The following is a 22,821-nucleotide window of genomic DNA, read 5'->3' as shown; positions in this document are numbered from 1 at the left end:
CGCTGGATCAGACACATCAACGTCGTCTGATTCACCCGGTTCGCCAGCAAGCCGGCTCCTACAGTGGATCGCGACCTCTACTCCATCCCCAACTCCCGCTTCACCAGGCTCAACAACTGCTTGGTATTGATCGGCTTGAGCAGGAAATCCACAACACTCAGGTGCATCGCATCGATGGCGTCGCGCACATGAGCATCGCCCGACACGATGATGATCGGCAGCGCCGCCCGATCCGAATCTCTGACCTGGCGAATCAAATCCAGCCCATCGCACGGCGCCATCCGCAGATCAGTGATCAGCAGCCCAATGGACGGTCGGGTTTGCAGCAAATGCAGGGCGCTGGTGCCGCCAGCTGCGGTAATACAACTGATGTCGTGGAGACTGAGGATTTCGGCAAGAATTTCCCGAGCATCCTTGTCATCATCGACGATCAACACCCGTTGTGGCGATTGCGATGGAGGGGCAAGCATCACCTCATTGAGGGCCTCGCGCTCTTCATCACTCAAAATGTCGTGATCGAACATACCCGTCTCATTTTCCCGTCGACTTCATTCTGACAGCGCAAACAGACTGAATACGCTGCGCACTTTGTTGGCTCCCTGCCTGACCTATTCTGGTCTGCGCATGATGCGATGATATACACGCCTCCCTGCACTCCAACATCTTTCCTGCGACCTAAGACTTACGTCCAATGGGCACTGCCCGATAAGCGGTCGACCATGAAGCCATAACAACAAGTGGTATCGGTCATGAGCAAAGCGGATGCATTCACTCAGGCAGGCAAGACAGCCGTGTTGCAGAACATCCACGGCACTATGCAATTCCTGCAAAAATTCCCGCCGTTCAATCAGATGGAAAATGCTCATCTCGCCTATCTGGTCGAACAATGCCAGCTGCGTTTCTACGCTACGGATGAGAGCATCATCAAGCCTGGCGATGGGCCAGTAGAGCATTTTTACATCGTCAAACAGGGTCGCGTGGTCGGGGAACGCCCGCATTCCGCCAAGGGCGGCACTGAAACCACGTTCGAAATCACTACCGGCGAGTGTTTTCCCCTCGCAGCGCTGCTGGGCGAACGTGCCACGCGCACCGAGCATCTGGCGGCCGAAGACACCTTCTGCCTGCAACTGAACAAACAGGCCTTCATCAAACTGTTCGCGCTCTCCAGCACCTTTCGCGATTTTGCCCTACGAGGCGTCAGCAGCCTGCTTGAACAGGTCAATCAGCAAGTAAAGCAGAAGGCGGTGGAAACACTCGGCACTCAATATTCGTTGAACACGCGCCTGGGTGAGCTGGCGATGCGTCACCCGGTGACCTGCTCGCCGGAAACACCGCTGCGCGAAGCCGTCAAACACATGGATGAGCAACAGGTCGGCAGCATCGTCATCGTCGACGAGGCCAAGGCACCCCTGGGGATCTTCACCCTGCGCGACCTGCGGCAGGTGGTGGCGGATGTGAATGCCGACTTTGGTCAGCCAATCAGACACAGCATGATTCAGGCGCCGTTCTATCTCAGCCCCGATGCCAGCGCATTCGATGCGGCAATTGCCATGACCGAGCGGCATATTGCGCATGTCTGTCTGGTCAAGGATCAGCGCCTGTGCGGCGTGGTTTCCGAGCGCGATCTGTTTTCCCTGCAACGGGTGGATCTGGTGCATCTGGCGCGAACCATCCGCAACGCCCCGCGCATCGATGCGCTGAGCAACATGCGTGGCGACATCGTGCAGCTGGTGGACCGCATGTTGGCTCATGGCGCGTCGTCGACGCAGATCACGCAGATCATCACCCTGCTCAACGACCACATGGTCTGCCGTGTCATCGAACTGACCCTGGAAGAAAAAGGCGACCCTGGCATCCCGTTCAGCTGGTTATGTTTCGGCAGCGAAGGCCGCCGCGAGCAGACCCTTTATACCGATCAGGACAATGGCATCCTGTTCGAAGCCACGGACGCCGCTGAAGCCGCCGAGATTCGCGGGCGTCTGTTGCCGATCGCCGAGCGGATCAATCAGGGTCTGGCGCTTTGTGGTTTCGCGCTGTGTAAGGGCGGAATCATGGCCAGTAATCCCGAACTGTGCCTGTCGCGGATCGAATGGGCGCGGCGTTTTGGTTCGCTCATTCGTGAGGCGACGCCGGAAAACCTGCTGTCTTCCAGCATCTATTTCGACCTGCGCGTGGTCTGGGGCGATGAAAGTGGCGGCGAGCAATTGCGTCACAGCATCCTGGCGCAAGTCGCGGACAACAAACTGTTTCAGCGCATGATGGCCGACAACGCCTTGCGCCAGCGCCCGCCGGTGGGGCGTTTCAGGGACTTCGTGGTAGCCCGCAAAGGCAGCGAGAAAGACACGCTGGACCTGAAAATCCAAGGCCTGACGCCCTTCGTCGATGGCGCGCGGCTGCTGGCGCTGGCCAACGGCGTCGCGGCGAACAACACCTTGGAACGCTTGCGCCAACTGGTCGCCAAGGAAGTCATCGACCCGCTGGATGGCGCGGCGTATGAAGAGGCCTATCACTTTATTCAGCAGACCCGCATGCAGCACCACCAGCAGCAGAGCCGACAGAATCTGCCGTATTCCAACCGGATCGATCCTGATGTGCTCAATCATCTTGATCGACGAATCCTGCGCGAATCTTTTCGTCAGGCGCAGCGATTGCAGACCAGTCTGACCGTGCGTTACCAACTTTAAGCGACCGCCCATGAACCTGTTCCAATGGCTCAAGCCAGCCAAACGCGCCAAGACGCCTGATCTCACACCCGCACAACTGCAGCGCCTGAGCCAACTGCCTCGCGCCACTGCACTCAGCGAAAAGCCGCTTCGGCAGCAACGCTGGGTGGTGCTGGATCTGGAAACCAGCGGCCTGAACATGAACAGCGATGAGGTACTGTCCATTGGCGCCGTGGTCATCGAAGACGGCGCCATCGATCTGGGCCAGCAGTTCGAGCGCACCTTATTGCGTCCCGATCACAAGCTCAGCCCGAGTGTGTTGATCCATGGGCTGGGACCAAGTGCCATCGCCGCTGGTAGTGAGCCGGTTGAGGCGCTGCTGGATTTCATGGCGTTCGTGGGCGATAGCCCGCTGTTGGCATTTCACGCGCCCTTCGATCAGCACATGATCAGCCGCGCATTGAAGGAAAGCCTGGGCTACAAGCTGCAACACGCGTTTCTGGACGTCGCTGAAATCGCTCCGCTGCTGTGTCCGCACGCGTGCCTGCGTCGGGCCGGGCTGGATGACTGGACCGGATTCTTTGGCCTGCAGGCCGAGGAACGTCATCACGCCAGCGCCGATGCACTGGTGACCGCAGAATTGGCGCTGATCCTGTTCAGCCATGCCCGCCGTCAGGACATCGACAGCCCGGCCCGGCTGGAGCAGTGCCTGGCGAAATGGCGACGCAGGCAGCAGTCGCATTCGTTTTAGCGTGTTGATGAGTCGCACAGCTGCAGGATTTTTCCTGTGTGCGTGAGCTTGCTCACGAAAGCTAACTTCCAGACCCTACATCTGCTGTGGAGCTACTGCCTCTTCGTGCGCACGCTCACTCCCACAGTATTCGGCCCCTACATATTCCGGGGACAACTCCCACAACCGCCGCTCGACTCCTTCTTACACGGACCAATTGCCAGCATTCCCTGGCTCTGACACAATCGCGAATAATTCTCGTTAGTTACTTTGTTCTCCTCGGTGCGCACGTGTCGTCACTTCAAAGTCCTCAACATCAGCTTGTCGGAACGCTCTATCGCGATCATCGCAGCTGGTTGCTGGGCTGGCTGAAGCGTAACGTCGCCTGCCCGCAGCGGGCCGAGGATTTGAGCCAGGACACCTTCATTCGCCTGCTGGGTCGTGAACATCTGGATGCGCCTCGCGAGCCGCGGGCATTTCTCGTGCAGGTGGCGAAAGGCTTGCTGTTCGACCATTTCCGGCGCGCAGCCCTGGAACAGGCCTACCTCAACGAACTGATGCTGATTCCGGAAGGCGAACAACCTTCACTGGAGGAACAGCAACTGATTCTCGAAGACCTCAAAGCCATCGACCGCATGCTCGGCAAGCTGTCGAGCAAGGCGCGTGCGGCTTTCCTGTTCAATCGGCTGGACGGCTTGAGCCACGCCGAAATTGCCGAGAAGGTCGGCGTTTCCGTTCCGCGCGTTCGGCAGTATCTGGCCCAGGGCCTGCGTCAGTGCTACATCGCGCTGTATGGCGAGCCGACATGAGCATCACCAGCCGCCCGGTTTCATCGCAGGTGCTGGACACTGCCATCGCCTGGCAGTTGTGTCTGGATTGTGGGCAGGGCAGCGAGGCCGATCGCGAGGAATTCGCAAAGTGGTACGCCGCCAGCGAAGAACATGCCCGGGCCTGGATGCAATTGGGAATGCTCGACCAACGCTTCGTGCGCACCACAGGCGCCGCGCGCTCGGCACTGATGCGTCCTCGCGAGGGTCTCGGCCGACAGGTGCGCAAGCTGGGTCGCGGGGTGGCCGGTTTCGCATTGGCCTTGGGGCTGACACTTTTTCTGGGTGACCGCTTCCTGCCCGTGAATTACTGGCTGGCCGACCAGCGCACCGCCACCGGCGAGCAACGCACCATTCGGCTGTCGGACAACACCCTGATTCGCCTCAATACCCACAGCGCGCTGGATGTGCGATTCGACGCAAGTCAGCGTCGCATCATTCTTCAGGAAGGAGAGATTTTCGTGGAGACCGGCGGCCATGATGACGCACGGCCGTTCATAGTTGAAACCGATGAAGGCCAAATGCGGGCGCTGGGCACGCGGTTTCTGGTCAAGCGCCGGGACGATGGGACACTGCTGAGCGTGCTGCAGTCGGCCGTCGCGGTTCATCCTCAGGCGTCCGAAAACGAAATGGTATTGCGTGAAGGCGAGCAGATGCTGATTCAGCGCCATAGCCTAGGACCGATGGTCGCTATCGCACCTGGAGCGGATGCCTGGACCCGCGGCATGCTGGTGGTGGACAACGCCCCGCTCAAAGACGTGATCGCGGAAATCAGCCGTTATCGTCAGGGGCATTTGGGCGTTGCACCTGAAGTGGCCGACCTGCGGATCACCGGCAGCTTCCCGCTCAACGACACTGACCTGGCGCTCAAGGCGTTGATGCCGACGCTACCGGTGCAGATCGAAGCGCGCACGCATTGGTGGGTCACGGTGGTGCCGAGTGAGGCCCGGCAGACGCGAAACCTTTAGGTTCCCCGAGGTCCTCTGGATAACGCATGACTGTGGGAGCGAACTCATTCGCGATTCGGTATTACCGGCGCAGAGGATGGGTCGGCTGTACCTGAGCCTCGCGAATAAATTCGCTTCCTCAAGGTTGGCCCGCTGTAAACCGTGCAAACCCGCTAAATCGTAAATCTAAATTATTTTCGATTCGGACCTATCACTTTTCAGATTTCATTCGGCACATAGGCATTGAGAACAATTCAACTCAGGAGCCGCCCATGTCCCGCACGCTTCAAACCCTTCTGCGACCAAGCCTGCTGGCTGTAGCCGTCGCCCTCGCCGCACCGCTGGCGAGCACGCAGTTGATGGCGGCCTCTCAGTCGTCCAGTGTTCGTGCGTACAACCTGCCGGCCGCGCCGCTCTCCACGACCCTGACGCAGATCGCCAGCCAGGCCGGTCTTGCGCTGTCGCTGGATCCGTCGTTGGCCGCCGGTCGTACATCGGCCCCGGTTCAGGGCCAGTTCGACGCACCGGGAGCGATGGCCCAGGCGCTGCGCGGCACGGGTTTGCAACTGAGCCAGAGTTCGGCCGGCACCTACAGCCTGATTGGGGCACCGGAAGGCGTGATGGCGCTGCCTGAAACCAGCATTCAGGGCAGTCAGGACCAGCTCGAAAGTGCGTGGGGCCCGGTTGAAGGTTATGTCGCAACCCGTACTGCCGCAGGCACCAAGACCGATACCGCACTGGTCGAAGCACCGCGCTCGATATCGGTCGCGACCCGTCAACAGATGCAGGACCGTGGGGTGCAGAATCTTGATGATGCCGTGAAATACATGCCCGGCATCGTTTCCAGCAGTTTCGGCGGCGATACGCGCGCTGACTGGTTGCGCGTCCGGGGCTTTGAACCGACCCAGTTCCTCGACGGCCTACCTCTGGCAAAAGGTGTGTACGCCAACCCGAAACTCGAAACCTGGGATCTGGACCGTGTCGCCCTGTTACGTGGCCCGGCATCCTCGGTGTACGGCCAGACCCCTCCGGGTGGCTTGCTCGACATGGTTAGCCGCCGCCCACAAGCCGAAACCAGCCACGAGATCGAAGTGCAGTACGGCAGTGACAACCATCGCCAGATCGACTTCGCCAGTACCGGAAAAATCGATGATGAAGGCCAGTTTCTCTATAGCCTCAGCGGTGTGTTACGAGACAGCGACACCCAAGTCGATCATATCGGGAACAAGCGCTACAACATCGCCCCGAGCCTGACCTGGAATATCGATCCGGATACCAAGTTGACCCTACTCAGCCAATTCACCCGCGACGATACCGGCACCACCAGCCAGTTTTATCCGATTCAAGGCACGAAGATCGGCATGCCCTTCGGCGATATCTCGCATCACAAGAACCTGGGTGACCCGAAATGGGAATATTACGATCGCACCTACTACGCGCTGGGTTACGCGTTCGAGCACCGCTTCAACGATACCTGGCAGTTCCGTCAGAATCTGCGATACACCAAATCGGATCTGTCCTTTCAGACAATTACGCCCGGCTCGTACCCGTTTACTCAGGTCGATGACCAGGGAAACCTGGCTTCTCGTACTACCACCAGCACCGATGAAGACATTTCTCAGTTCGCTGTGGACAACAACCTGCAAGGTGACTTCAACACCGGCGATATCGCCCATACTTTGTTGATAGGTCTGGATCAGCAGCGCAGCAACACCAACTACACCTCAATTTTTGGCACCGCTCCCGGCATTAACGTCAATAATCCAGTTTATGGATTGCCAATCGTTCGCCCACCTCGCTCCTCGGCGTTTTATGATTACGACCAGAAAACCGTCCAGACTGGCGCCTATGTTCAGGACCAGATGGCTCTGGATCACTGGCGCCTGACACTCGGAGGCAGGGAGGACTGGGTTCATACCGGCACGAAGTTCTTCAATAGTGCCGATGCGACCAACACCGAACGTGACAAGAAATTCAGCGGCAACGCAGCGGTCAGCTATGTGTTCGACTCCGGTTTCGTGCCATACCTGTCGTATGCTGAATCCTTCCAACCGACCAGCAACGCCACTGCCTCCCCAACCGACTCTTTCAAGCCAACTGAAGGCAAGCAATGGGAACTGGGGGTCAAATACCAGCCACCAGGCAGCAACACCCTGCTCAGCGCAGCTGTTTATGATTTGACGCAGAAAAACGTATCGGTCACCACTACGAACAGTAGTGGCGTGTCGATCACAAGCCAGACCGGCGAAGTGAAGGTCAAGGGCCTGGAACTGGAAGCCGTCTCTGACGTTACCGATAATCTGAAGGTCATCGCTGCCTATACCTTGGCCAAGTCCGAGGTACAGAAAGGTGACTTCAAGGGCAACCGTCTGCAACTGATGCCAAATCAGCAAGCCTCGCTTTGGAGTGACTACACCTGGCATGAAGGTGCGTTGGATGGTTTCGGTATCGGCGCTGGCGTGCGATATACCGGGAACACTTATGGGGACCAGGGAAATACATGGCTTGGCAAAGCAGATGCATATACCGTTTTCGATGCGGCAGTCCACTACGAACTGGGGCGGATGATCAACAGCCTCAAGGGCACCACCGTTTCGGTCAAGGCAACCAACCTGTTTGACAAGGACTACATCTCCACCTGTGACAGCTTCTACTGCTACTACGGCGACCAGCGTAGCGTCGTCGCCAGCGTGAATTACAAATGGTAATCGTTTAAACTCCTGACGCTGTAAAACAAGGGTCGCTGTGAACAGCGACCCTTTTTGCTTTCGCTCAATCCGGTACCTGCACCATGAAGAGCCAAACCATCCGCCGCTGGTCGTTCATCCACACCTGGAGCAGTCTGATCTGCACCCTGTTTCTGCTCATGCTGGCGATCACCGGCTTGCCCTTGGTGTTTCATCATGAGATCGAACATCTGCTGGGCGACGCCCCTGAATTCAAGGAAATGCCTGCCGATACGCCGCGCATGGACCTGCAACAGCTGGTCAAAGCCGCCGAAGCCCATCGTCCTGGCGAAGTGGTGCAGTACTTTGGATGGGACGAGGATGAGCCGAACGGAATCTACTCGTACATGGGGAAAACGGCCGGCGGTGATCCCAATGACACTCACACCTTCATGCTCGACGCGCGCACTGGCGAGGCGGTAGAAACGCCTTCGGCCAACGGCGGTTTCATGATGGTGATGCTTCGTTTACACGTGGACATGTACGCCGGACTGCCCGGAAAACTGCTTTTGGCATTCATGGGGCTGCTTTTTGTATTAGCGATTATTTCGGGCGTGGTGCTTTATGCGCCCTTCATGCGCCGACTGGATTTCGCCACCGTACGCCCGAACAAATCGAATCGCGTGCGCTGGCTTGACCTGCATAACCTGATCGGCGTCGTGACGCTGACCTGGGCTTTCGTGGTCGGTCTGACCGGTGTGCTCAATGCCTGCGCCGATCTTGTGATCGCTCAGTGGCGCAACGACGCGCTGGCGGCCATGGTCGCACCCTACCGTGACGCCCCTGCGCTAACTGAACGAGCACCCGCGACGCGGCTGCTGGAAATCGCCCAGACCACTGTGCCTGGCGCCGAGCCTTCGTTCATCGCGTTTCCGGGCTCGCGCTTTTCCAGTGAGCACCACTACGCGGTGTTCATGAAAGGCAATACGCATCTGACGTCTCACCTGCTGACCCCTGTGCTGATCGATGCCAAGGACCTGAAAGTCACAGCCATCGTCAGCAGCCCGTGGTACATGGACGCCTTGCTGTTATCGCAACCGCTGCATTTTGGTGACTATGGCGGCATGCCGATGAAGGCTCTCTGGGGTGTGCTGGATGTGCTGACCATCATCGTCCTGGGCAGCGGCGTGTACCTGTGGTGGGTACGGCGTCGCGCCGCCGCGGCAGCCAATGTCCGTCAGGCAGTGGAGGCGGCATGACCCGGCACAGGAAACACACCGCGTTCTGGAAAACCTTCGCCAAACCCATCTGGATCGCCGTGTTGACAGCCGCAGGCCTGTTCGCGGCGCTGCTCGGTGATGGCGCCTGGGACGTGCTGTCGTGGGTGGGCATGGGTATTCCAGCATGGTTGAGCCTCAAGGGGTTGGCGGTGCGCAGACGCGCTTTGGCTGAGCAATCGGGCGAAGCATCGCCTGGGGCCTCCGGCGCTTTGAGACCTAGGCGGTGACCGAACTGAGTGCGCATTTCGACATCGCCTCGATCAGCCTGACCAGCACCCTGGGTTATCTGGACTTCCGCCAGCCCGACCCGGCCTGGCGCAGCACCTACCTGTGCCTTGCCAGTCGATATTACGAACTCAGTCAGCGGCCTTCGATGCTGGAGACGCCGCCGTCTGCATAGGCGATTCAGCGTTCAAGGTGATTTCCTGTGGGCGCGAATTCATTCGCGAAAGGATCTTCAGACGATGGAGATGTGCCGTCTGCAATGGCCGATCGCGAATGAATTCGCTTCCGGTATCGAATGCCAGCCACTTGCCAATCTCGACCACCAAACCCTGCCCCACCCGCTGATCCTCTCGCAACCCCAGCCAGTTACTCATGGCTCACCTCCAATGGCGCTTCAACAGGTTTAGCGGTGCGCTGCGCAATGGCGTACCAATCCAGTTTGCGGGTCAGCACCATGAACACCATCAGCAGGCCGAACAGCAGCAGCGAGCCCATCAGCAGCGCGTAGTCCTCGGCGCTGAGCAGTCCGTAGAGCAAGGCGTACAGCGCGCCCAATCCGATGCCAAAACCCAGTCCGTGCGCCGCACTGCGCAGCACATGGCAGACATAAAAGCCGATCAGGGCAACACAGGCCGTCGCCGACAGCAGGTACGCCAGGCCAAACGCGATGTGCTCGGACATCGACAACAGCAACAGATAGAACAGCGCAAGGGCGGCTCCGACCAACGCGTATTGCACCGGATGTACCGCCAGCCCCTTGAGCACTTCGAACAGCAGGAAACCGGCGAACGTCAGCGCGATGAACAACAACGCGTATTTGATCGAGCGATCGCTTTTCAGGTACTGATCAACCGGGGAAATGAAGCTCACGCCGAAGCTGCGGGCCTTGAATTCCTGGCAGGTTTCGAGCGCAGAGCAGCGATTGAGGGTCTCCTGCAGGTTGGTGGAGAAGAATGACGTCCGCCACGTGGCGGTGAAATTCGTTTCGGATATTTCCCGACTGGTCGGAAGGTAATTACCGATGAAACTGGGATGAGGCCAATCAGCTTGCAGATGCACAGTGCTGGCTTTGCCCACTGGCGTGATCTGAAGCTGTCCGGTGCCCTGCAGGCGCAGATCAAAAGCGAAGTTCAGGCGTTTTTTCTCATTCCCGGTTTCAATCGGCAACATTGCCCGCACACCCTCCCCGAGCAGCGGCACGTCGGTACCTGGAATGAAGTCCAGTTTCTCGCCATCTAGGTCCAGCTTCAGAGCGTTTTCGATGCCGCGAATATCCGAGATTCCAACCGCCAGAAACGGCTCGTCGAATTGATAATCGGCGAAGTCATTACCGATGCCGAAGTGCTCAGGCAACACAAACTGACCGCTGATCTTGTTATCCGCGTGAAACAACCGGGCTTCATAAATACCCCTGGCTCGGACTTCGGTCTTTACATCGCCATTGAATTCGAATTGCTCCGGGAGGAAATACAACCGCCCGCGCTCTTCAACCGTTTCCTCGTAACGCTGCTGACTTGCATCGAGTCTGGAGACTTGAATTTTCTTGCGATAAGGCACGATCAGCATCGGCCCGCTGATCTGCTGGCTGTAGCTGGAACTGCGTGCAATGTCCTCGATCACTGCGTCGCGCCGGGTCTGTCGATCCTGAATGATCCCGTTAATCATCAGCAGCGGAATCATCAACAGTAGGATCAACAGCCCGATCATCCCCAGTTTGTATAACGACATGCCTTTGTTCATGCGACTCTCCCCGTTTTTTGATGGGGAGAGTCTGCAAGCGCTGTGTGGAGGGCGGATGGGGGAAGTGTGGAGATTGTGTGGAGACGTGCTGTACGCTCAGCGCGCCCGGTATGCAGGTCGTGCGTTTTCGACAGAGGATGAAGCTGACCCCAATTTGCAGGTCTTGCGCTGAACTACTGTGGAAGCGAATTCATTCGCGAGACGATGTATTGGGCGATAAATCTCTTGTGCATGTCCCGGCGTCTCGCGAATGAATTCGCTCCCACAGGGGTGAGTTTCGTCCGGCGCTACAAAGGCGTATGTCCCGCAAATCGCAGGCTCACCAAAACCCCACCTTCGACGTTCGCGATGCTGAATTTTCCGCCATGCAACTGCACCACTTCCTCGACGAAATTCAGCCCAAGCCCGGTGCTCTTGCGCCCACTGTCGGGCCTTGGCAGTGAGTAAAAGCGTTCACTCAGACGAGGCAGCGCGTAATCGGGGATCGGCTCGGCGCTGTTGAATAGGGTCACCTTCAGAGCCTCACCGACCTGTTCGGCATCGAAGCGCAACGTGCCATTGACCGGCGTAAAATCCAGCGCATTATCCAGCAGGTTGGCAAACGCCTGGCGCAACAGGAATCGCTCGCCAGTCACGTTGATTTCAGCCGCAATCGACCGCTCGACGCGCAATCTTTTGGCAGTGATGCGGGCGTGCTGCGCGGCGAGGGTTTCGTCGATCAGCTCGGCCAACGGGATCGCTGCCTGCTCTTCCAGCACCTGACGCTGTTCGATCATCGCCAGGTTGAGCAACCGCTCGATCAACTGCTGCACCCGCGCGCTTTCGCTTTCGATATTGCTGACGAAGCGTCGACGCTGCTCAATCGGCATGTCTTCTTGCAGTAACTCCGCCGCGCCACGAATGGCCGCCAGGGGACTCTTCAATTCGTGGGTAAGGGTGTGCACATAGCGCTCGACGTAGGCCTTGCCTTCCAGCTGGGTACGCATGTGTTCCACGGCGGCAGACAACTGGGCCAGTTCACCCCCACGATAGTGCGGCAGCTCGACGCGGCGCCCTTCGCTGACCGCCTGCGCGTAGGTGGTAAGGCGACGCAGCGACTTGCTTAGCCACCAGGACAGTAGCGCGGCGAACAGCAATCCCAGAACGACCAGGCCCGCACCGTACCAGAGCAGGCGTCGTTCGGTCCGGTCGACATAGGGCTGCAACGAGCTGTTGGGCTTGGCGACTGTCACCACGCCGATGATCCGACCATCGTCGCGAATCGGCGCGCCGACGTGCATCACCGAGGAATTAGGGTCCTGTGGATCGCTGCGGGTTGAACGGGCACCGTATTCGCCGCGCAGGCTCAGGTAGACATCGTTCCAGCGCGAGTAGTCCTGCCCCACCGCCTCGCCGCTGGAATCGAGCAAAACCCTGCCCTTGGCGTCGGTCACATACACCCGGTTATTCACCTGATTCTTCGGCATGCCCCAGATGGTCGCGCCGGGCTGGCGCAAGCCGTACGCCTTGAGCACATCGGGAAAATGGCTCTGGCTCAGGGTGCCGTCCCTGACATCCTGGCGCAGCACTTCGGCCAGCAGATTAGCGGTATCCACCAACGTTTCTTCAGTGGACTGCCGCACGCCGGGGCGCACTTCCTTCATCACGGTGCTGAGAACGAAATAGCCGGTCAGGCCAATGAACAGCGCGTAGACCAGAAAAATCCGAATACCCAGGCGCATCAGCTGCGGTCCGGGCTGTAGCTGTAGCCAAGGCCGCGGTGGGTCTGAATCGGCTCGGCGTCAGCGGCGATCAGGCGCAGTTTGGCGCGCACGCTCTTGATGTGGCTGTCGATGCTGCGCTCGTAGCCAGCATCGCTGGGCACGCCAACCGCATCGAGCAATTGCTCGCGACTGAACACCCGCTGCGGCTGTTCCAGCAGACATTGCAGCAAGCGAAATTCATGGCGGGTGAGGTTCAGGACGTGCCCGCGATAGCTAATCAGGACACGATCGACATCGATCAGGAAATGCCCGTTTCCGGCAGACGGGGAATCAGGACGCGGCGCCATCCGCTTGAGAATCGCCCGAACCCGCGCCGTGACTTCACGCGGACTGAACGGCTTGACCACGTAATCGTCGGCACCTATTTCAAGTCCGACGACGCGATCGATTTCACCATCGCGAGCACTGAGAAACATCACCGGCACTTCAGTGAAACGGCGTAACTGCCTGCAGGTTTCGAAACCGCTGATGTCGGGAAGACCGATGTCGAGGATGATCAGGTCAGCGGGCGTCTTGCGCTGATGCTCGACCGCCGCCAACCCAAGGTTCAGCCAGCTGGTGGTGAAACCCTCGCCCTGCAAGGCATAGACAAGGGTGTCGGCGATGGCGGCTTCGTCTTCTACAATCAGAATGTGGGGCATGGCATCCGAGCACTTGGCGTAAAGCCGGAACGGTGCCGGATATCAGGCCCGCACGTCAATCAGCACTCGGGCTTGTCGGCGGTATAACGGCGTGCGGGATTCACCGCTGCGCCGAACTCGCGCAAGGCCTTGGCGCCAATCAGCAGCGGATAGTTGAAGTGGCTGCGGTCGACAAGGTTGACTTCGACGGTGCGTTTCACGTTGCCCAGGCACAGTTCCAGATCCACCACCGGACGCTTGGTCGGATCGACGGGCTCGTCTTCATCCTCGCCGTCGGAGCGGCCCTTGATGCGGCTGATGCGCGAAACCTTGTGTTCGTAAACCTTGTTGTCGGCGTCTTTAGTCGCCAGACGGAAGCGCACCCAGTCGTCGCCATCACGCTTGAACAGCTCGACGTCCTTGGCCGAAAGCGAAGCGGTGAGCGCGCCGGTGTCCATCTTGGCCTTGAAGGTCTCGCCGAACTCGGAGACCTGAATGTATTCGTAGCGACCATACAACGTCGGTTCGGCGGCCATGACAGGCAACGCCAGCAGAGACAGAAGCGCCATAAGGGATTTCACGTAACGGGTTCCTCGCAATGAATGGGCGTCGCACGGGCCCGATTTTAGACCGCAACTTCGCGCATCGTTCGCTTACAAAAGAAGAACGTAACCTGGCTGTGAGCGAGTGAAAGGTTTTGTCAGCGACCGGCGGATTTGGCTACTTCGGTCGGGCTGCTTATCATTGCCCGCCTCCTGCCCTCCACACGAGAGATTTATGCGTCACCTGTTCACCGGAATTGCCGTCACGCTGTTGCTTCTGCTCAACACATTGGTGCTGTTCGGACCGCTGATGGTCTTCGCGCTGCTCAAGCTGGTGTTCCAAGGCGAGATGCGCGACCGCTGCTCGTGGGCCGTGATGTGGATTGCCGAGACCTGGATCGAGATCAACAAGCTGATCTTCAGGCTGTGTATCCCGACGCGCTGGGAAATCAGCGGCCATGAAGGCCTGCGCGGCGACACTTCTTATCTGGTGATCAGCAACCATCAATCCTGGGTCGACATTCCGGCGCTGGTGCAAGCGCTCAATCGTCGCACGCCATTCTTCAAATTCTTTCTCAAGAAAGAGCTGATCTGGGTGCCGTTTCTGGGCCTGGCGTGGTGGGCGCTCGATTACCCGTTCATGAAGCGCTACACCAAGGCGTTTCTGGCGAAAAACCCGGAACTGCAGGGCAAGGATCTTGAGATCACCAAAGAGGCGTGCGAGCTGTTCAAGCGCCAGCCCGTGACGGTAGTGAATTATCTTGAGGGCACCCGTTTCACCCCGGCCAAACAGGCTGAACAGACCTCGCCTTATCGATACCTGCTCAAACCCAAGGCGGGTGGCGTCGCGTTCGTGCTCGCCGCGATGGGCGAGCAACTGGACGCCGTGCTGGATGTGACCGTGGTGTATCCGAGCGAGCGGATTCCCGGATTCTGGGACCTGATTTCAGGTCAGGTGCCGAAGGTGATCATCGACATCAAGACCCGCGAACTCGACCCCGCGCTGTGGCAAGGCGACTACGAGAACGACCCACTGTTTCGGCAGTATGTGCAGGATTGGGTCAACCGATTGTGGGTCGAGAAGAATGCGCGGATTGAAATGTTGCGCTCAGACGCGCCGAAGAGTTGAAGACGGCGGGATGACTGTGGGAGTGAGCTTGCTCAAGAAAGGGACAGGACAGCCACAGCAACTCAAGCGCCTGAACGTCAGTCTTAGTGAGCAAGCTCACTCCCACAGATCCGTGTTCGTCTGGAGTCATTGCCGACGCCGACAACCCCGGCGTCGGGGCCGTGATCACCTCTGACGGCACCTACAGGGAGCACCGTGAAGCTGAAATCAGTTCGCTCCCCAAACCCCACTCAACGCCGAAAGCGCCGAGCCGCTCGCGCCTTGCTGTCCAAGGTATTGCAGGATCACCGGGACAAACTGGCCCACCATGCCGCTGTCCATGCCCAGCGCGCTGAAGGCTTTGTTCACGTCGCCCATGCTTTGCACGTTGCCCAGGGCGTTGCTGACCGCCGAATTGTTGCTGCCGGAATTGCCGAGCACGCTGCCCAGACCACCCAGGCTGCCAAGCGCGGACGTGCCAGACAGTTGATCAAGACCCGGCACGGATTTGCTCAGCTGCGAGTAGTCGTTGCCGGAGAGTTTGTTCTTGGCCAGCCCCAACAACGCGCCAGTGCCGCCGACGGCTTGCTGCGGGGTGACGTTCAATTGGGTACCCAGCGTGTTGAGCAGGCCGGCTGCTTCAGGCGCTGCGGTGGCTTTCTGTTGGCCGCCGGTGGCGTTGGAAACGGCATTCGCCGCGTCGTTCAGGTTGAAAGCGAAGACCGGGGTCGCCGCCAGCGCCATAAGCGTGGCCAATGCGGCGCCGCGTGCATTTGTCATTGAAACCTTCATTCGAACCCACCTCAGTTGCAAGAGAACCGGCCATGGCCGGGATAACTCCGCGTTGGACCGCTGCCCGGACGGAAGTTCAAACGTCCCAGCGCCCACCCGGCCCGTGACAACCGCATATTCGGCGTAGCCACTCGAAACACCACGCCACCTCCCCGGCATGCAGAACTCCAAAAGGATCGCGCCCGAGAAGCGATCAAGGGTCGCGACGTCAACGGGAACATAAATAAATATTCCACACTCACTCTCGGCAGCGCCTTACACCGACCAACGCAATCACCTACGCAGGGCACGAAAAAAAAGGCGACCCGAAGGCCGCCTTTGTGACTGCTACAGCGATTGCGGGCTTATGCCGCGCTGAACAGCTTGTGCGGGTCGATCACGAATTTCTTCGGCACGCCTGCGTCGAACTCACCGTAACCACGCGGTGCGTCGTCGAGGGCGATGACTTCCACGCCGACGACGTCGGCGATGTTGATGCGATCCCACATGATGGCCTGCATCAGTTGACGGTTGTACTTCATGACCGGCGTCTGGCCGGTGTGGAAGCTGTGGGATTTGGCCCAGCCCAGGCCAAATCGAATGCTCAAGCTACCGATTTTCGCGGCAGCATCCACTGCGCCCGGATCTTCGGTGACGTACAGGCCAGGGATACCGATCTTGCCAGCGACGCGCACCACACCCATCAGCGAGTTAAGCACGGTGGCCGGGGCTTCGGCCTTGGCGCCGGCGTGACCATGACCACGGGCTTCGAAGCCTACGGCGTCGACGGCGCAGTCCACTTCAGGTTCGCCCAGCAGCTCGGCGATCTGCTCGTGTAGCGGGGTGTCCTTGGACAGATCGGCGATCTCGAACCCCTGAGCCTTGGCGTGCGCCAGACGCACCGGATTGACATCACCGACGATCACCACCGCCGCGCCCAGCAGACGTGCCGAAGCGGCAGCCGCCAGACCCACTGGGCCGGCACCGGCGATGTACACCGAGCTGCCAGGCCCCACGCCAGCAGTCACCGCGCCGTGGTAGCCGGTCGGCAGAATGTCGGAGAGGCAGGTCAGGTCGCGGATTTTCTCCATCGCCTTGTCGCGATTCGGCAGTTTGAGCAAGTTGAAGTCGGCGTACGGTACCAACACGTATTCGGCCTGGCCGCCGGTCCAGTCGCCCATGTCGACATAGCCGTAAGCGCCACCGGCACGGGCCGGGTTGACGGTCAGGCAGACGCCAGTGTGTTGCTCCTTGCAGGACCGGCAGCGGCCGCAGGCAACGTTGAAGGGAACCGATACCAGATCGCCGATCTGCAGATTTTCGACGTCGCTGCCCTTCTCGATCACTTCACCGGTGATCTCGTGACCAAGTACCAGACCGACCTGGGCAGTGGTGCGACCGCGCACCATGTGTTGATCGGAGCCACAGATGTTGGTGGATACCACGCGCAGGATGACACCGTGCTCGATCTTCTTCCCGCGCGGGTCCTGCATTTTGGGATAGTCGATCTTCTGTACTTCGACCTTGCCTGCGCCGAGATACACCACACCACGATTACCAGACATGCTTTCACCTCGCTGTTTGTTGTTATGGATACAGCCGTGTAGCGGAGTTATGCGTTGCTTGGGTGTTGCGGCAACGCACTGATTGCTCTGGGTGCTTCATTGTTTCAGATGACTGATTTAGTCCCCGCTGACTTCCATCTGCGAATGCCTACCTCCTGTGGGAGCGAATTCATTCGCGATTGGCTGGTACATCCGGCACATTTCCATCGGATGTACGATTTTCGCGAATGAATTCGCTCCCACAGTCGATCGCGCGTCCCAGGCGACTCACAAAACCACTGTGCGATTGGCGTTGAGGAACACACGCCGTTCAATGTGATATCCCACCGCGCGGGCCAGCGTGAGGCCTTCGATGTCCCGGCCCTTGGCGATCAGGTCCTCGGGGTAGTGACTGTGATCCACCGCCTCGACGCCCTGGGCGATGATCGGGCCCTCGTCCAGATCGTTATTGATGTAATGAGCCGTCGCGCCGACCAGTTTCACGCCCTTGTTGTAGGCCTGGTGATACGGTTTGGCGCCCTTGAACCCCGGCAGCAGCGAGTGATGGATGTTGATCGCCTTGCCATCGAGCTTGCGACAAAGCTCCGGCGACAGCACTTGCATGTAACGAGCAAGCACCACCAGCTCGGCACCGGACTCCTCGATCACCTGCCAGACTTTGGCTTCCTGGGAAGGCTTGTCGTTGGGGTCGAGAGGGAAATGGTAGTAGGGAATTTCGTGCCAGCGCGCCAGAGGTTCGAGGTCGGGATGATTGGAGACCACGGCGACCACGTCCATCGACAGTTGGTTGATGCGCTGGCGGTACAGCAAGTCGTTCAGGCAGTGGTCAGCCTTGGAGACCATGATTACGACTTTTGGCCGGTAGTTCGGTGCTGTCAGCTCGAAGATCATGCCGAAGGTCTGCCCGCGCTCGGCGAGGCCCGCACGAAACGACGTTTCGTCGAAACCATCGGGCTGACGGAATTCGACACGGATGAAGAAGCGACTGGACAGGCGGTCATCGAACGAATGGTGTTCGGTGACGTAGCAGCCCTGCTCGAACAGGTAGCGCGTCACCGCGTCCACCGTGCCCAGCACGCTGGGGCAATCGGCGGTCAGAATCCAGGTATCGGGGGCGCGGCTCATGGCGTGTTCCTCTGATCGTTCCCACGCTTGCCGCGGGAATGCAGTTCAGGACGCTCCGCGTCCATCATAGTGACGCAGAGCGTCACGGACGGCGTTCCCACGCAGAGCGTAGGAACGATCACATCAACAAAGTTTGGCTGTGACTCAGGCCGCAATCCCGAGTCCGTACTCGGCGCTCGCATCCTGCAGCCACAACCACCAGTAATCGGCGAAGCTGCGGCGGATGACCAGTTCCCAGGTTTCCTCGCCGGTACGACGGATCACCAGTTGCGACTTGGCGAACACGGTGCCGACGGCCTTGCCAACCGGGAAGTTGCTCGGGTGCACGTCGTAGCTGGTGGACTTCATCAGCACCTCACGCACCTTAGGGCCGGTCAGTTCCAGCAGCGATTGACCACCGCTGACGTTGACGATCGCGATGTGCTGGCCGTCCAGCGCCTCACGCAGTTTTTGCTCGACGGCGAACTCCTCACCCGCCGGCACAATCAGCAGCCACTCATCCGGGCCGAGCCACTGGATCGAACTGTCGCCGCTGGACACCAGCGCCAGCGCGCCCGGCAACTCCATACCCAGTGCCTTATGTACGCCCGCTGCGAACAGCGGATCATGGCCATTGCCACGAATGGTCAGATGGCCCAGCAGTTTTTTCTCGCGCAGCACTACACCTGGGTTGGTGCGGCCTTTGCCGACCAGGCTTTTCAGGTCGGCGTGAAACAGTGGCGACTCGGCTTTGACGTCGGTCGTTGGCCGCTGTTGGTAAACGTTGGCTGTGGTCATAGAGCACCTGTGTTGAATTCTGTTGTTTCGTCGGACGAAGCATGGCGGGGCAATCGCGAATAAATTCGCTCCCACAGAACACCGCGTTCCTATGTGGGAGAGGATTTATCCGCGAATCGGCTTATTCCACGTTCTGCCGCTCACCCTTCGGATCGAAGAACACCGAGGACACGATCTCTGCCTCGATCACCGAGCCATCCGCCTGCGGCGAGAACACGCGTTCGCCCATGCGCTTCAGCCCGCCCTTGACCACGCCCATGGCGAACGAATATCCCAGCGAGTTCGCCGCATAGCTCGATGTCACATGACCGACCATCGTCATCGGAATCGACTGCTTAGGGTCGAACACAAGTTGCGCGCCCTCCGGCAACCACTTGTTCGGATCGACAGGTTTCAAGCCCACCAGTTGTTTACGATCCTCACGCACGCAGTCTTCGCGACTCATGCCACGCTGGCCGATCCACGAGAATGGCTTGGTGCGACCGACACACCAGCCCATGTTCAGATCTTCCGGGGTCATCGAGCCATCGGTGTCCTGGCCGACGATGATGAAGCCCTTCTCGGCCCGCAGCACGTGCATGGTTTCGGTGCCGTATGGCGTCAGGTTGTACTTCTTGCCCGCCTCGGCGATTTTTTCCAGAACACCCATGGCGTAGTCAGCCTGGATGTTCACTTCGTAGGAAAGCTCACCGGTGAAGGAAATCCGGAACACGCGAGCCGGAACACCGCCGACCAGACCTTCTTTCCAGGTCATGAACGGGAAGGCTTCACGGCCCAGATCGATGTCGGTCACTTCGCTGAGCAGCTTGCGGCTGTTCGGGCCTGACAGGGTCAGCGTCGCGTAGTGGTCGGTGACCGAAGTGAAGTACACCTTCAGATCCGGCCATTCGGTCTGCTGATAGATTTCCAGCCATTGCAGAACCCGTGCCGCGCCGCCCGTAGTGGTGGTCATGATGAAATGGTTGTCGGCGACACAGGCAGTCACGCCGTCGTCGAAGACCATGCCATCTTCCTTGCACATCAGGCCGTAACGCGCCTTGCCCACGTCGAGCTTGGTCCAGGCGTTGGTGTAGATGCGGTTGAGGAACTCCCGCGCATCCGGGCCTTGAATGTCGATCTTGCCCAGTGTCGAGGCGTCCAGCAGGCCGACGCTTTCGCGTACGGCTTTGCATTCGCGGCGCACGGCGGCATGGATGTCCTCACCGGCTTTGGGGAAGTACCAAGGACGTTTCCACTGACCGACGTCTTCGAATTCGGCGCCGTTCTTGACGTGCCAGGCGTGCAGCGCGGTGAAGCGCACAGGCTCGAAGATATGGCCACAGTGACGACCGGCTACCGCGCCGAACGTTACCGGCGTGTAGTTGGGGCGGAACATGGTGGTGCCCATTTCCGGGATCGAGACATTCAGCGAACGGGCCGCAATGGCCAAACCGTTGACGTTGCCCAGTTTGCCCTGATCGGTGCCGAAGCCCAGCGCGGTGTAGCGTTTGACGTGCTCAACCGACTCGAAGCCCTCGCGGGTCGCCAACTCAATGCCAGCGGCGGTGACGTCATTCTGCAGGTCGACGAATTGCTTGGGTGCACGCATCGTGGATTTTTCGTGCGGCACCTGAAACAGCGCCAAGGTCGGTTCTTCAACGCGGCTCAAGGCTTTTGGAATAACACCTTCGACCGGCTGGAAACCGGCCTCGCTGGCGGCTCGTACGCCACCTTCAAAACCGTCGGCCAGTGCATCGCCCAGCGCATACACGCCATTCACCCCACCCACGCAGACGCGCTTCTGCGGCGCTTCACCCGGCACGAAACCGAGGATGTCTTCACGCCAGACCGGCTTGCCGCCCAAGTGCGAGGCCAGGTGAACGATCGGGCTGTAACCGCCGGAACTGGCGACCAGATCGCAGTCCAGCCATTCACCAGGGCTTGTGACCTTGTGCGATTTGACGTCGATGGCTGCGACGCGAGCACCGCTGACACGCTTGCTGCCACGGGCTTCGATCACAGCGCTGCCCGTCAGAATACGGATGCCTTTGGCACGCGCTTCTTCCACCAGCGCACCACGAGGGTTGTGGCGCGCATCGGCTACCGCCACCACTTGCAGACCGGCGTCGAGCCAGTCCAGCGCAACGCGGTAGGCGTAATCGTTGTTGGTCGACAACACCAGCTTTTTGCCTGGGGCCACGCCATAACGGCGGACATACGTCGAGACGGCGCCAGCCAGCATGTTGCCCGGCACGTCGTTGTTGCCGTACACCAGCGGACGCTCATGAGTACCGGTCGCCAGCACCACACGCTTGGCACGAACGCGGTGCATGCGCTGACGGACCTGGCCGATGGGCGCGCGGTCGCCAAGGTGATCGGTCAGGCGCTCGTGAATGGTCAGGAAGTTGTGGTCGTGATAGCCGTTCACGGTAGCGCGGGGCAGCAGGACCACGTTGGTGAGGCCTTTCAACTCGGCGACGACAGTGGCGACCCACTCCGCCGCAGGTTTGCCGTCCAGGCTTTCGCGGGAGTCCAGCAGGCTGCCGCCGAACTCTTCCTGCTCGTCAGCGACGATCACACGAGCACCGCTGCGAGCGGCAGCAAGGGCAGCTGCCAAACCGGCAGGGCCTGCGCCGACCACCAGCACATCGGCGTGGTGGTTCATGTTGTCGTAGGTGTCCGGATCGTTTTCCGTCGGCGAACGACCCAGGCCCGCAGCCTTACGAATGTACTTCTCGTAAGTCATCCAGAACGATTGCGGGTACATGAAGGTTTTGTAGTAGAAGCCCGGCGGCATCAGCTTGCCGCCGACCTTGCCGAGAATCCCCATCATGTCGGTGTTCACGCTCGGCCAGCCGTTGGTGCTGGTAGCGACCAGGCCTGCGTACAGCGCCTGTTGCGTGGCGCGAACGTTAGGAATCTGCGTGGCTTCGGTGGCACCGATCTGCAACACGGCGTTGGGCTCTTCGGAGCCCGCTGCGAAGATGCCGCGAGGACGCGAATATTTGAAGCTGCGGCCAATGATGTCGACGCCGTTGGCGAGCAGGGCTGCGGTCAGGGTGTCGCCTTCAAAGCCCTGATAGGTCTGACCGTTGAAACTGAAGTTCAGTACCTTGCTACGGTCGATGCGGCCGCCGTTGGGCAGGCGGTTGGACTGGCTCATACCTGATCTCCCTTCCGGACGGCTGGAACCTGATTGACGAACTGAGGCTTGGTGCCAATCGGATAGGTTTCGAGAATTTCGTAAGTCACGGTGTCACGCGTGGTGTTGAAGTACTGACGGCAACCGGCCGCATGAATCCACAGTTCGTGATGCAAGCCGCGAGGGTTGTCGCGGAAAAACATGTAATCGCCCCATTCGGCGTCGGTGCAGGCAGCCGGGTCCAGCGGACGCGGAATGTGAGCTTGACCGGACACGTGGAATTCCTCTTCGGAGCGCAGTTCGCCACAGTGAGGACAGAAGATGTGCAGCATTGGAGTTTCCCCTGTGAGC

At 59.5% G+C, this 22,821-nt stretch carries 18 protein-coding genes and 2 pseudogenes; 9 read left to right on the top strand and 11 right to left on the bottom strand.

The annotated features are described in order from the left end of the window. Positions 1-77: 77 nt before the first annotated feature. Entirely contained in the window at positions 78-524 is a 447-nt protein-coding gene (locus ACRER8_RS04920) for a response regulator (protein WP_431745234.1), read from the bottom strand. A gap of 225 nt (positions 525-749) precedes the next feature. Between ACRER8_RS04920 and ACRER8_RS04915 the strand changes: the two genes are divergently transcribed. The 8 genes and pseudogenes from ACRER8_RS04915 to ACRER8_RS04880 all read left to right on the top strand — a co-directional run. Then, positions 750-2,684: a putative nucleotidyltransferase substrate binding domain-containing protein gene (locus ACRER8_RS04915; RefSeq protein WP_431745233.1), complete on the top strand. Its 1,935-nt coding sequence runs from the start codon at positions 750-752 to the stop codon at positions 2,682-2,684. A 10-nt stretch (positions 2,685-2,694) separates the two neighbouring features. Further along, complete coding sequence (locus ACRER8_RS04910; protein WP_431745232.1) at positions 2,695-3,414, top strand: 3'-5' exonuclease; 720 nt, start codon at positions 2,695-2,697, stop codon at positions 3,412-3,414. Positions 3,415-3,683: 269 nt separating this feature from the next. Beyond that, positions 3,684-4,202 (top strand): RNA polymerase sigma factor, encoded by a 519-nt coding sequence (locus ACRER8_RS04905; RefSeq protein WP_431745231.1) that lies wholly within the window; start codon positions 3,684-3,686, stop codon positions 4,200-4,202. After that, entirely contained in the window at positions 4,199-5,188 is a 990-nt protein-coding gene (locus ACRER8_RS04900) for a FecR domain-containing protein (protein WP_431745230.1), read from the top strand. The genes ACRER8_RS04905 and ACRER8_RS04900 overlap by 4 nt, the downstream gene beginning before the upstream one ends. 251 nt (positions 5,189-5,439) lie before the next feature. Then, positions 5,440-7,875 (top strand): TonB-dependent siderophore receptor, encoded by a 2,436-nt coding sequence (locus ACRER8_RS04895; RefSeq protein ID WP_431745229.1) that lies wholly within the window; start codon positions 5,440-5,442, stop codon positions 7,873-7,875. An 83-nt stretch (positions 7,876-7,958) separates the two neighbouring features. Beyond that, positions 7,959-9,092, top strand: coding sequence for a PepSY-associated TM helix domain-containing protein (locus ACRER8_RS04890; RefSeq protein ID WP_431745228.1), 1,134 nt, complete (start codon positions 7,959-7,961; stop codon positions 9,090-9,092). Then, positions 9,089-9,271 (top strand): annotated as a pseudogene (locus tag ACRER8_RS04885) (hypothetical protein); the annotation flags it as partial. The gene ACRER8_RS04890 and the pseudogene ACRER8_RS04885, both read left to right, overlap by 4 nt. A gap of 62 nt (positions 9,272-9,333) precedes the next feature. Further along, a pseudogene (locus ACRER8_RS04880) lies at positions 9,334-9,513 on the top strand (glutathione S-transferase); the annotation flags it as partial. 191 nt (positions 9,514-9,704) lie between these two features. Here the strand turns inward: ACRER8_RS04880 and creD are convergent. The 4 genes from creD to ACRER8_RS04860 form a co-directional block, all read right to left on the bottom strand. Next, positions 9,705-11,078, bottom strand: coding sequence for a cell envelope integrity protein CreD (gene creD / locus ACRER8_RS04875; RefSeq protein ID WP_431745227.1), 1,374 nt, complete (start codon positions 11,076-11,078; stop codon positions 9,705-9,707). Positions 11,079-11,365: 287 nt separating this feature from the next. Then, positions 11,366-12,799: a two-component system sensor histidine kinase CreC gene (creC, locus tag ACRER8_RS04870; RefSeq protein ID WP_431745226.1), complete on the bottom strand. Its 1,434-nt coding sequence runs from the start codon at positions 12,797-12,799 to the stop codon at positions 11,366-11,368. Next, positions 12,799-13,482, bottom strand: coding sequence for a two-component system response regulator CreB (gene creB / locus ACRER8_RS04865; RefSeq protein ID WP_431745225.1), 684 nt, complete (start codon positions 13,480-13,482; stop codon positions 12,799-12,801). The genes creC and creB overlap by 1 nt, the downstream gene beginning before the upstream one ends. Before the next feature lie 59 nt (positions 13,483-13,541). Then, complete coding sequence (locus tag ACRER8_RS04860) at positions 13,542-14,042, bottom strand: ATP-dependent zinc protease family protein (RefSeq protein ID WP_431745224.1); 501 nt, start codon at positions 14,040-14,042, stop codon at positions 13,542-13,544. Positions 14,043-14,238: 196 nt separating this feature from the next. Between ACRER8_RS04860 and ACRER8_RS04855 the strand changes: the two genes are divergently transcribed. Beyond that, positions 14,239-15,132, top strand: a complete 894-nt coding sequence (locus tag ACRER8_RS04855) for an acyltransferase (protein WP_431745223.1) — start codon at positions 14,239-14,241, stop codon at positions 15,130-15,132. A 207-nt stretch (positions 15,133-15,339) separates the two neighbouring features. On the opposite strand, the gene ACRER8_RS04850 is transcribed toward ACRER8_RS04855, so the two are convergent. The 6 genes from ACRER8_RS04850 to ACRER8_RS04825 form a co-directional block, all read right to left on the bottom strand. Further along, positions 15,340-15,891, bottom strand: a complete 552-nt coding sequence (locus ACRER8_RS04850; RefSeq protein WP_431745222.1) for a DUF2780 domain-containing protein — start codon at positions 15,889-15,891, stop codon at positions 15,340-15,342. Positions 15,892-16,247: 356 nt separating this feature from the next. Beyond that, a complete protein-coding gene (fdhA, locus tag ACRER8_RS04845) occupies positions 16,248-17,447 on the bottom strand; it encodes a formaldehyde dehydrogenase, glutathione-independent (RefSeq protein ID WP_431745221.1) in 1,200 nt (399 codons plus the stop codon). 267 nt (positions 17,448-17,714) lie between these two features. Next, complete coding sequence (gene purU / locus ACRER8_RS04840; protein WP_431745220.1) at positions 17,715-18,572, bottom strand: formyltetrahydrofolate deformylase; 858 nt, start codon at positions 18,570-18,572, stop codon at positions 17,715-17,717. Positions 18,573-18,716: 144 nt separating this feature from the next. After that, positions 18,717-19,349 (bottom strand): sarcosine oxidase subunit gamma, encoded by a 633-nt coding sequence (locus tag ACRER8_RS04835; RefSeq protein ID WP_431745219.1) that lies wholly within the window; start codon positions 19,347-19,349, stop codon positions 18,717-18,719. A gap of 121 nt (positions 19,350-19,470) precedes the next feature. Then, the gene (locus ACRER8_RS04830; protein WP_431745218.1) at positions 19,471-22,491 is read right to left on the bottom strand and encodes a sarcosine oxidase subunit alpha; all 3,021 of its coding nucleotides are present in this window, start codon (positions 22,489-22,491) and stop codon (positions 19,471-19,473) included. Continuing rightward, positions 22,488-22,802 (bottom strand): sarcosine oxidase subunit delta, encoded by a 315-nt coding sequence (locus ACRER8_RS04825; protein ID WP_431745217.1) that lies wholly within the window; start codon positions 22,800-22,802, stop codon positions 22,488-22,490. Before ACRER8_RS04825 ends, ACRER8_RS04830 begins: the two co-directional genes overlap by 4 nt. Positions 22,803-22,821: the final 19 nt, after the last annotated feature.

It is taken from the genome of Pseudomonas sp. (genome assembly GCF_050739935.1).
In the GTDB taxonomy this organism is placed as follows: domain Bacteria; phylum Pseudomonadota; class Gammaproteobacteria; order Pseudomonadales; family Pseudomonadaceae; genus Aquipseudomonas.
Note: the sequence above shows the minus strand (reverse complement) of the source record. Positions and strands in the feature narration are given on the sequence as shown.

What these genes read in the sequence shown, in the direction of transcription:
- ACRER8_RS04920 (WP_431745234.1), bottom strand. Translation starts at nt 524, where the DNA reads ATGTTCGATCACGACATTTTGAGTGATGAAGAGCGCGAGGCCCTCAAT.
- ACRER8_RS04915 (WP_431745233.1), top strand. Translation starts at nt 750, where the DNA reads ATGAGCAAAGCGGATGCATTCACTCAGGCAGGCAAGACAGCCGTGTTG.
- ACRER8_RS04910 (WP_431745232.1), top strand. Translation starts at nt 2,695, where the DNA reads ATGAACCTGTTCCAATGGCTCAAGCCAGCCAAACGCGCCAAGACGCCT.
- ACRER8_RS04900 (WP_431745230.1), top strand. Translation starts at nt 4,199, where the DNA reads ATGAGCATCACCAGCCGCCCGGTTTCATCGCAGGTGCTGGACACTGCC.
- ACRER8_RS04895 (WP_431745229.1), top strand. Translation starts at nt 5,440, where the DNA reads ATGTCCCGCACGCTTCAAACCCTTCTGCGACCAAGCCTGCTGGCTGTA.
- ACRER8_RS04890 (WP_431745228.1), top strand. Translation starts at nt 7,959, where the DNA reads ATGAAGAGCCAAACCATCCGCCGCTGGTCGTTCATCCACACCTGGAGC.
- creD (WP_431745227.1), bottom strand. Translation starts at nt 11,078, where the DNA reads ATGAACAAAGGCATGTCGTTATACAAACTGGGGATGATCGGGCTGTTG.
- creC (WP_431745226.1), bottom strand. Translation starts at nt 12,799, where the DNA reads ATGCGCCTGGGTATTCGGATTTTTCTGGTCTACGCGCTGTTCATTGGC.
- creB (WP_431745225.1), bottom strand. Translation starts at nt 13,482, where the DNA reads ATGCCCCACATTCTGATTGTAGAAGACGAAGCCGCCATCGCCGACACC.
- ACRER8_RS04855 (WP_431745223.1), top strand. Translation starts at nt 14,239, where the DNA reads ATGCGTCACCTGTTCACCGGAATTGCCGTCACGCTGTTGCTTCTGCTC.
- ACRER8_RS04850 (WP_431745222.1), bottom strand. Translation starts at nt 15,891, where the DNA reads ATGACAAATGCACGCGGCGCCGCATTGGCCACGCTTATGGCGCTGGCG.
- fdhA (WP_431745221.1), bottom strand. Translation starts at nt 17,447, where the DNA reads ATGTCTGGTAATCGTGGTGTGGTGTATCTCGGCGCAGGCAAGGTCGAA.
- purU (WP_431745220.1), bottom strand. Translation starts at nt 18,572, where the DNA reads ATGAGCCGCGCCCCCGATACCTGGATTCTGACCGCCGATTGCCCCAGC.
- ACRER8_RS04835 (WP_431745219.1), bottom strand. Translation starts at nt 19,349, where the DNA reads ATGACCACAGCCAACGTTTACCAACAGCGGCCAACGACCGACGTCAAA.
- ACRER8_RS04830 (WP_431745218.1), bottom strand. Translation starts at nt 22,491, where the DNA reads ATGAGCCAGTCCAACCGCCTGCCCAACGGCGGCCGCATCGACCGTAGC.
- ACRER8_RS04825 (WP_431745217.1), bottom strand. Translation starts at nt 22,802, where the DNA reads ATGCTGCACATCTTCTGTCCTCACTGTGGCGAACTGCGCTCCGAAGAG.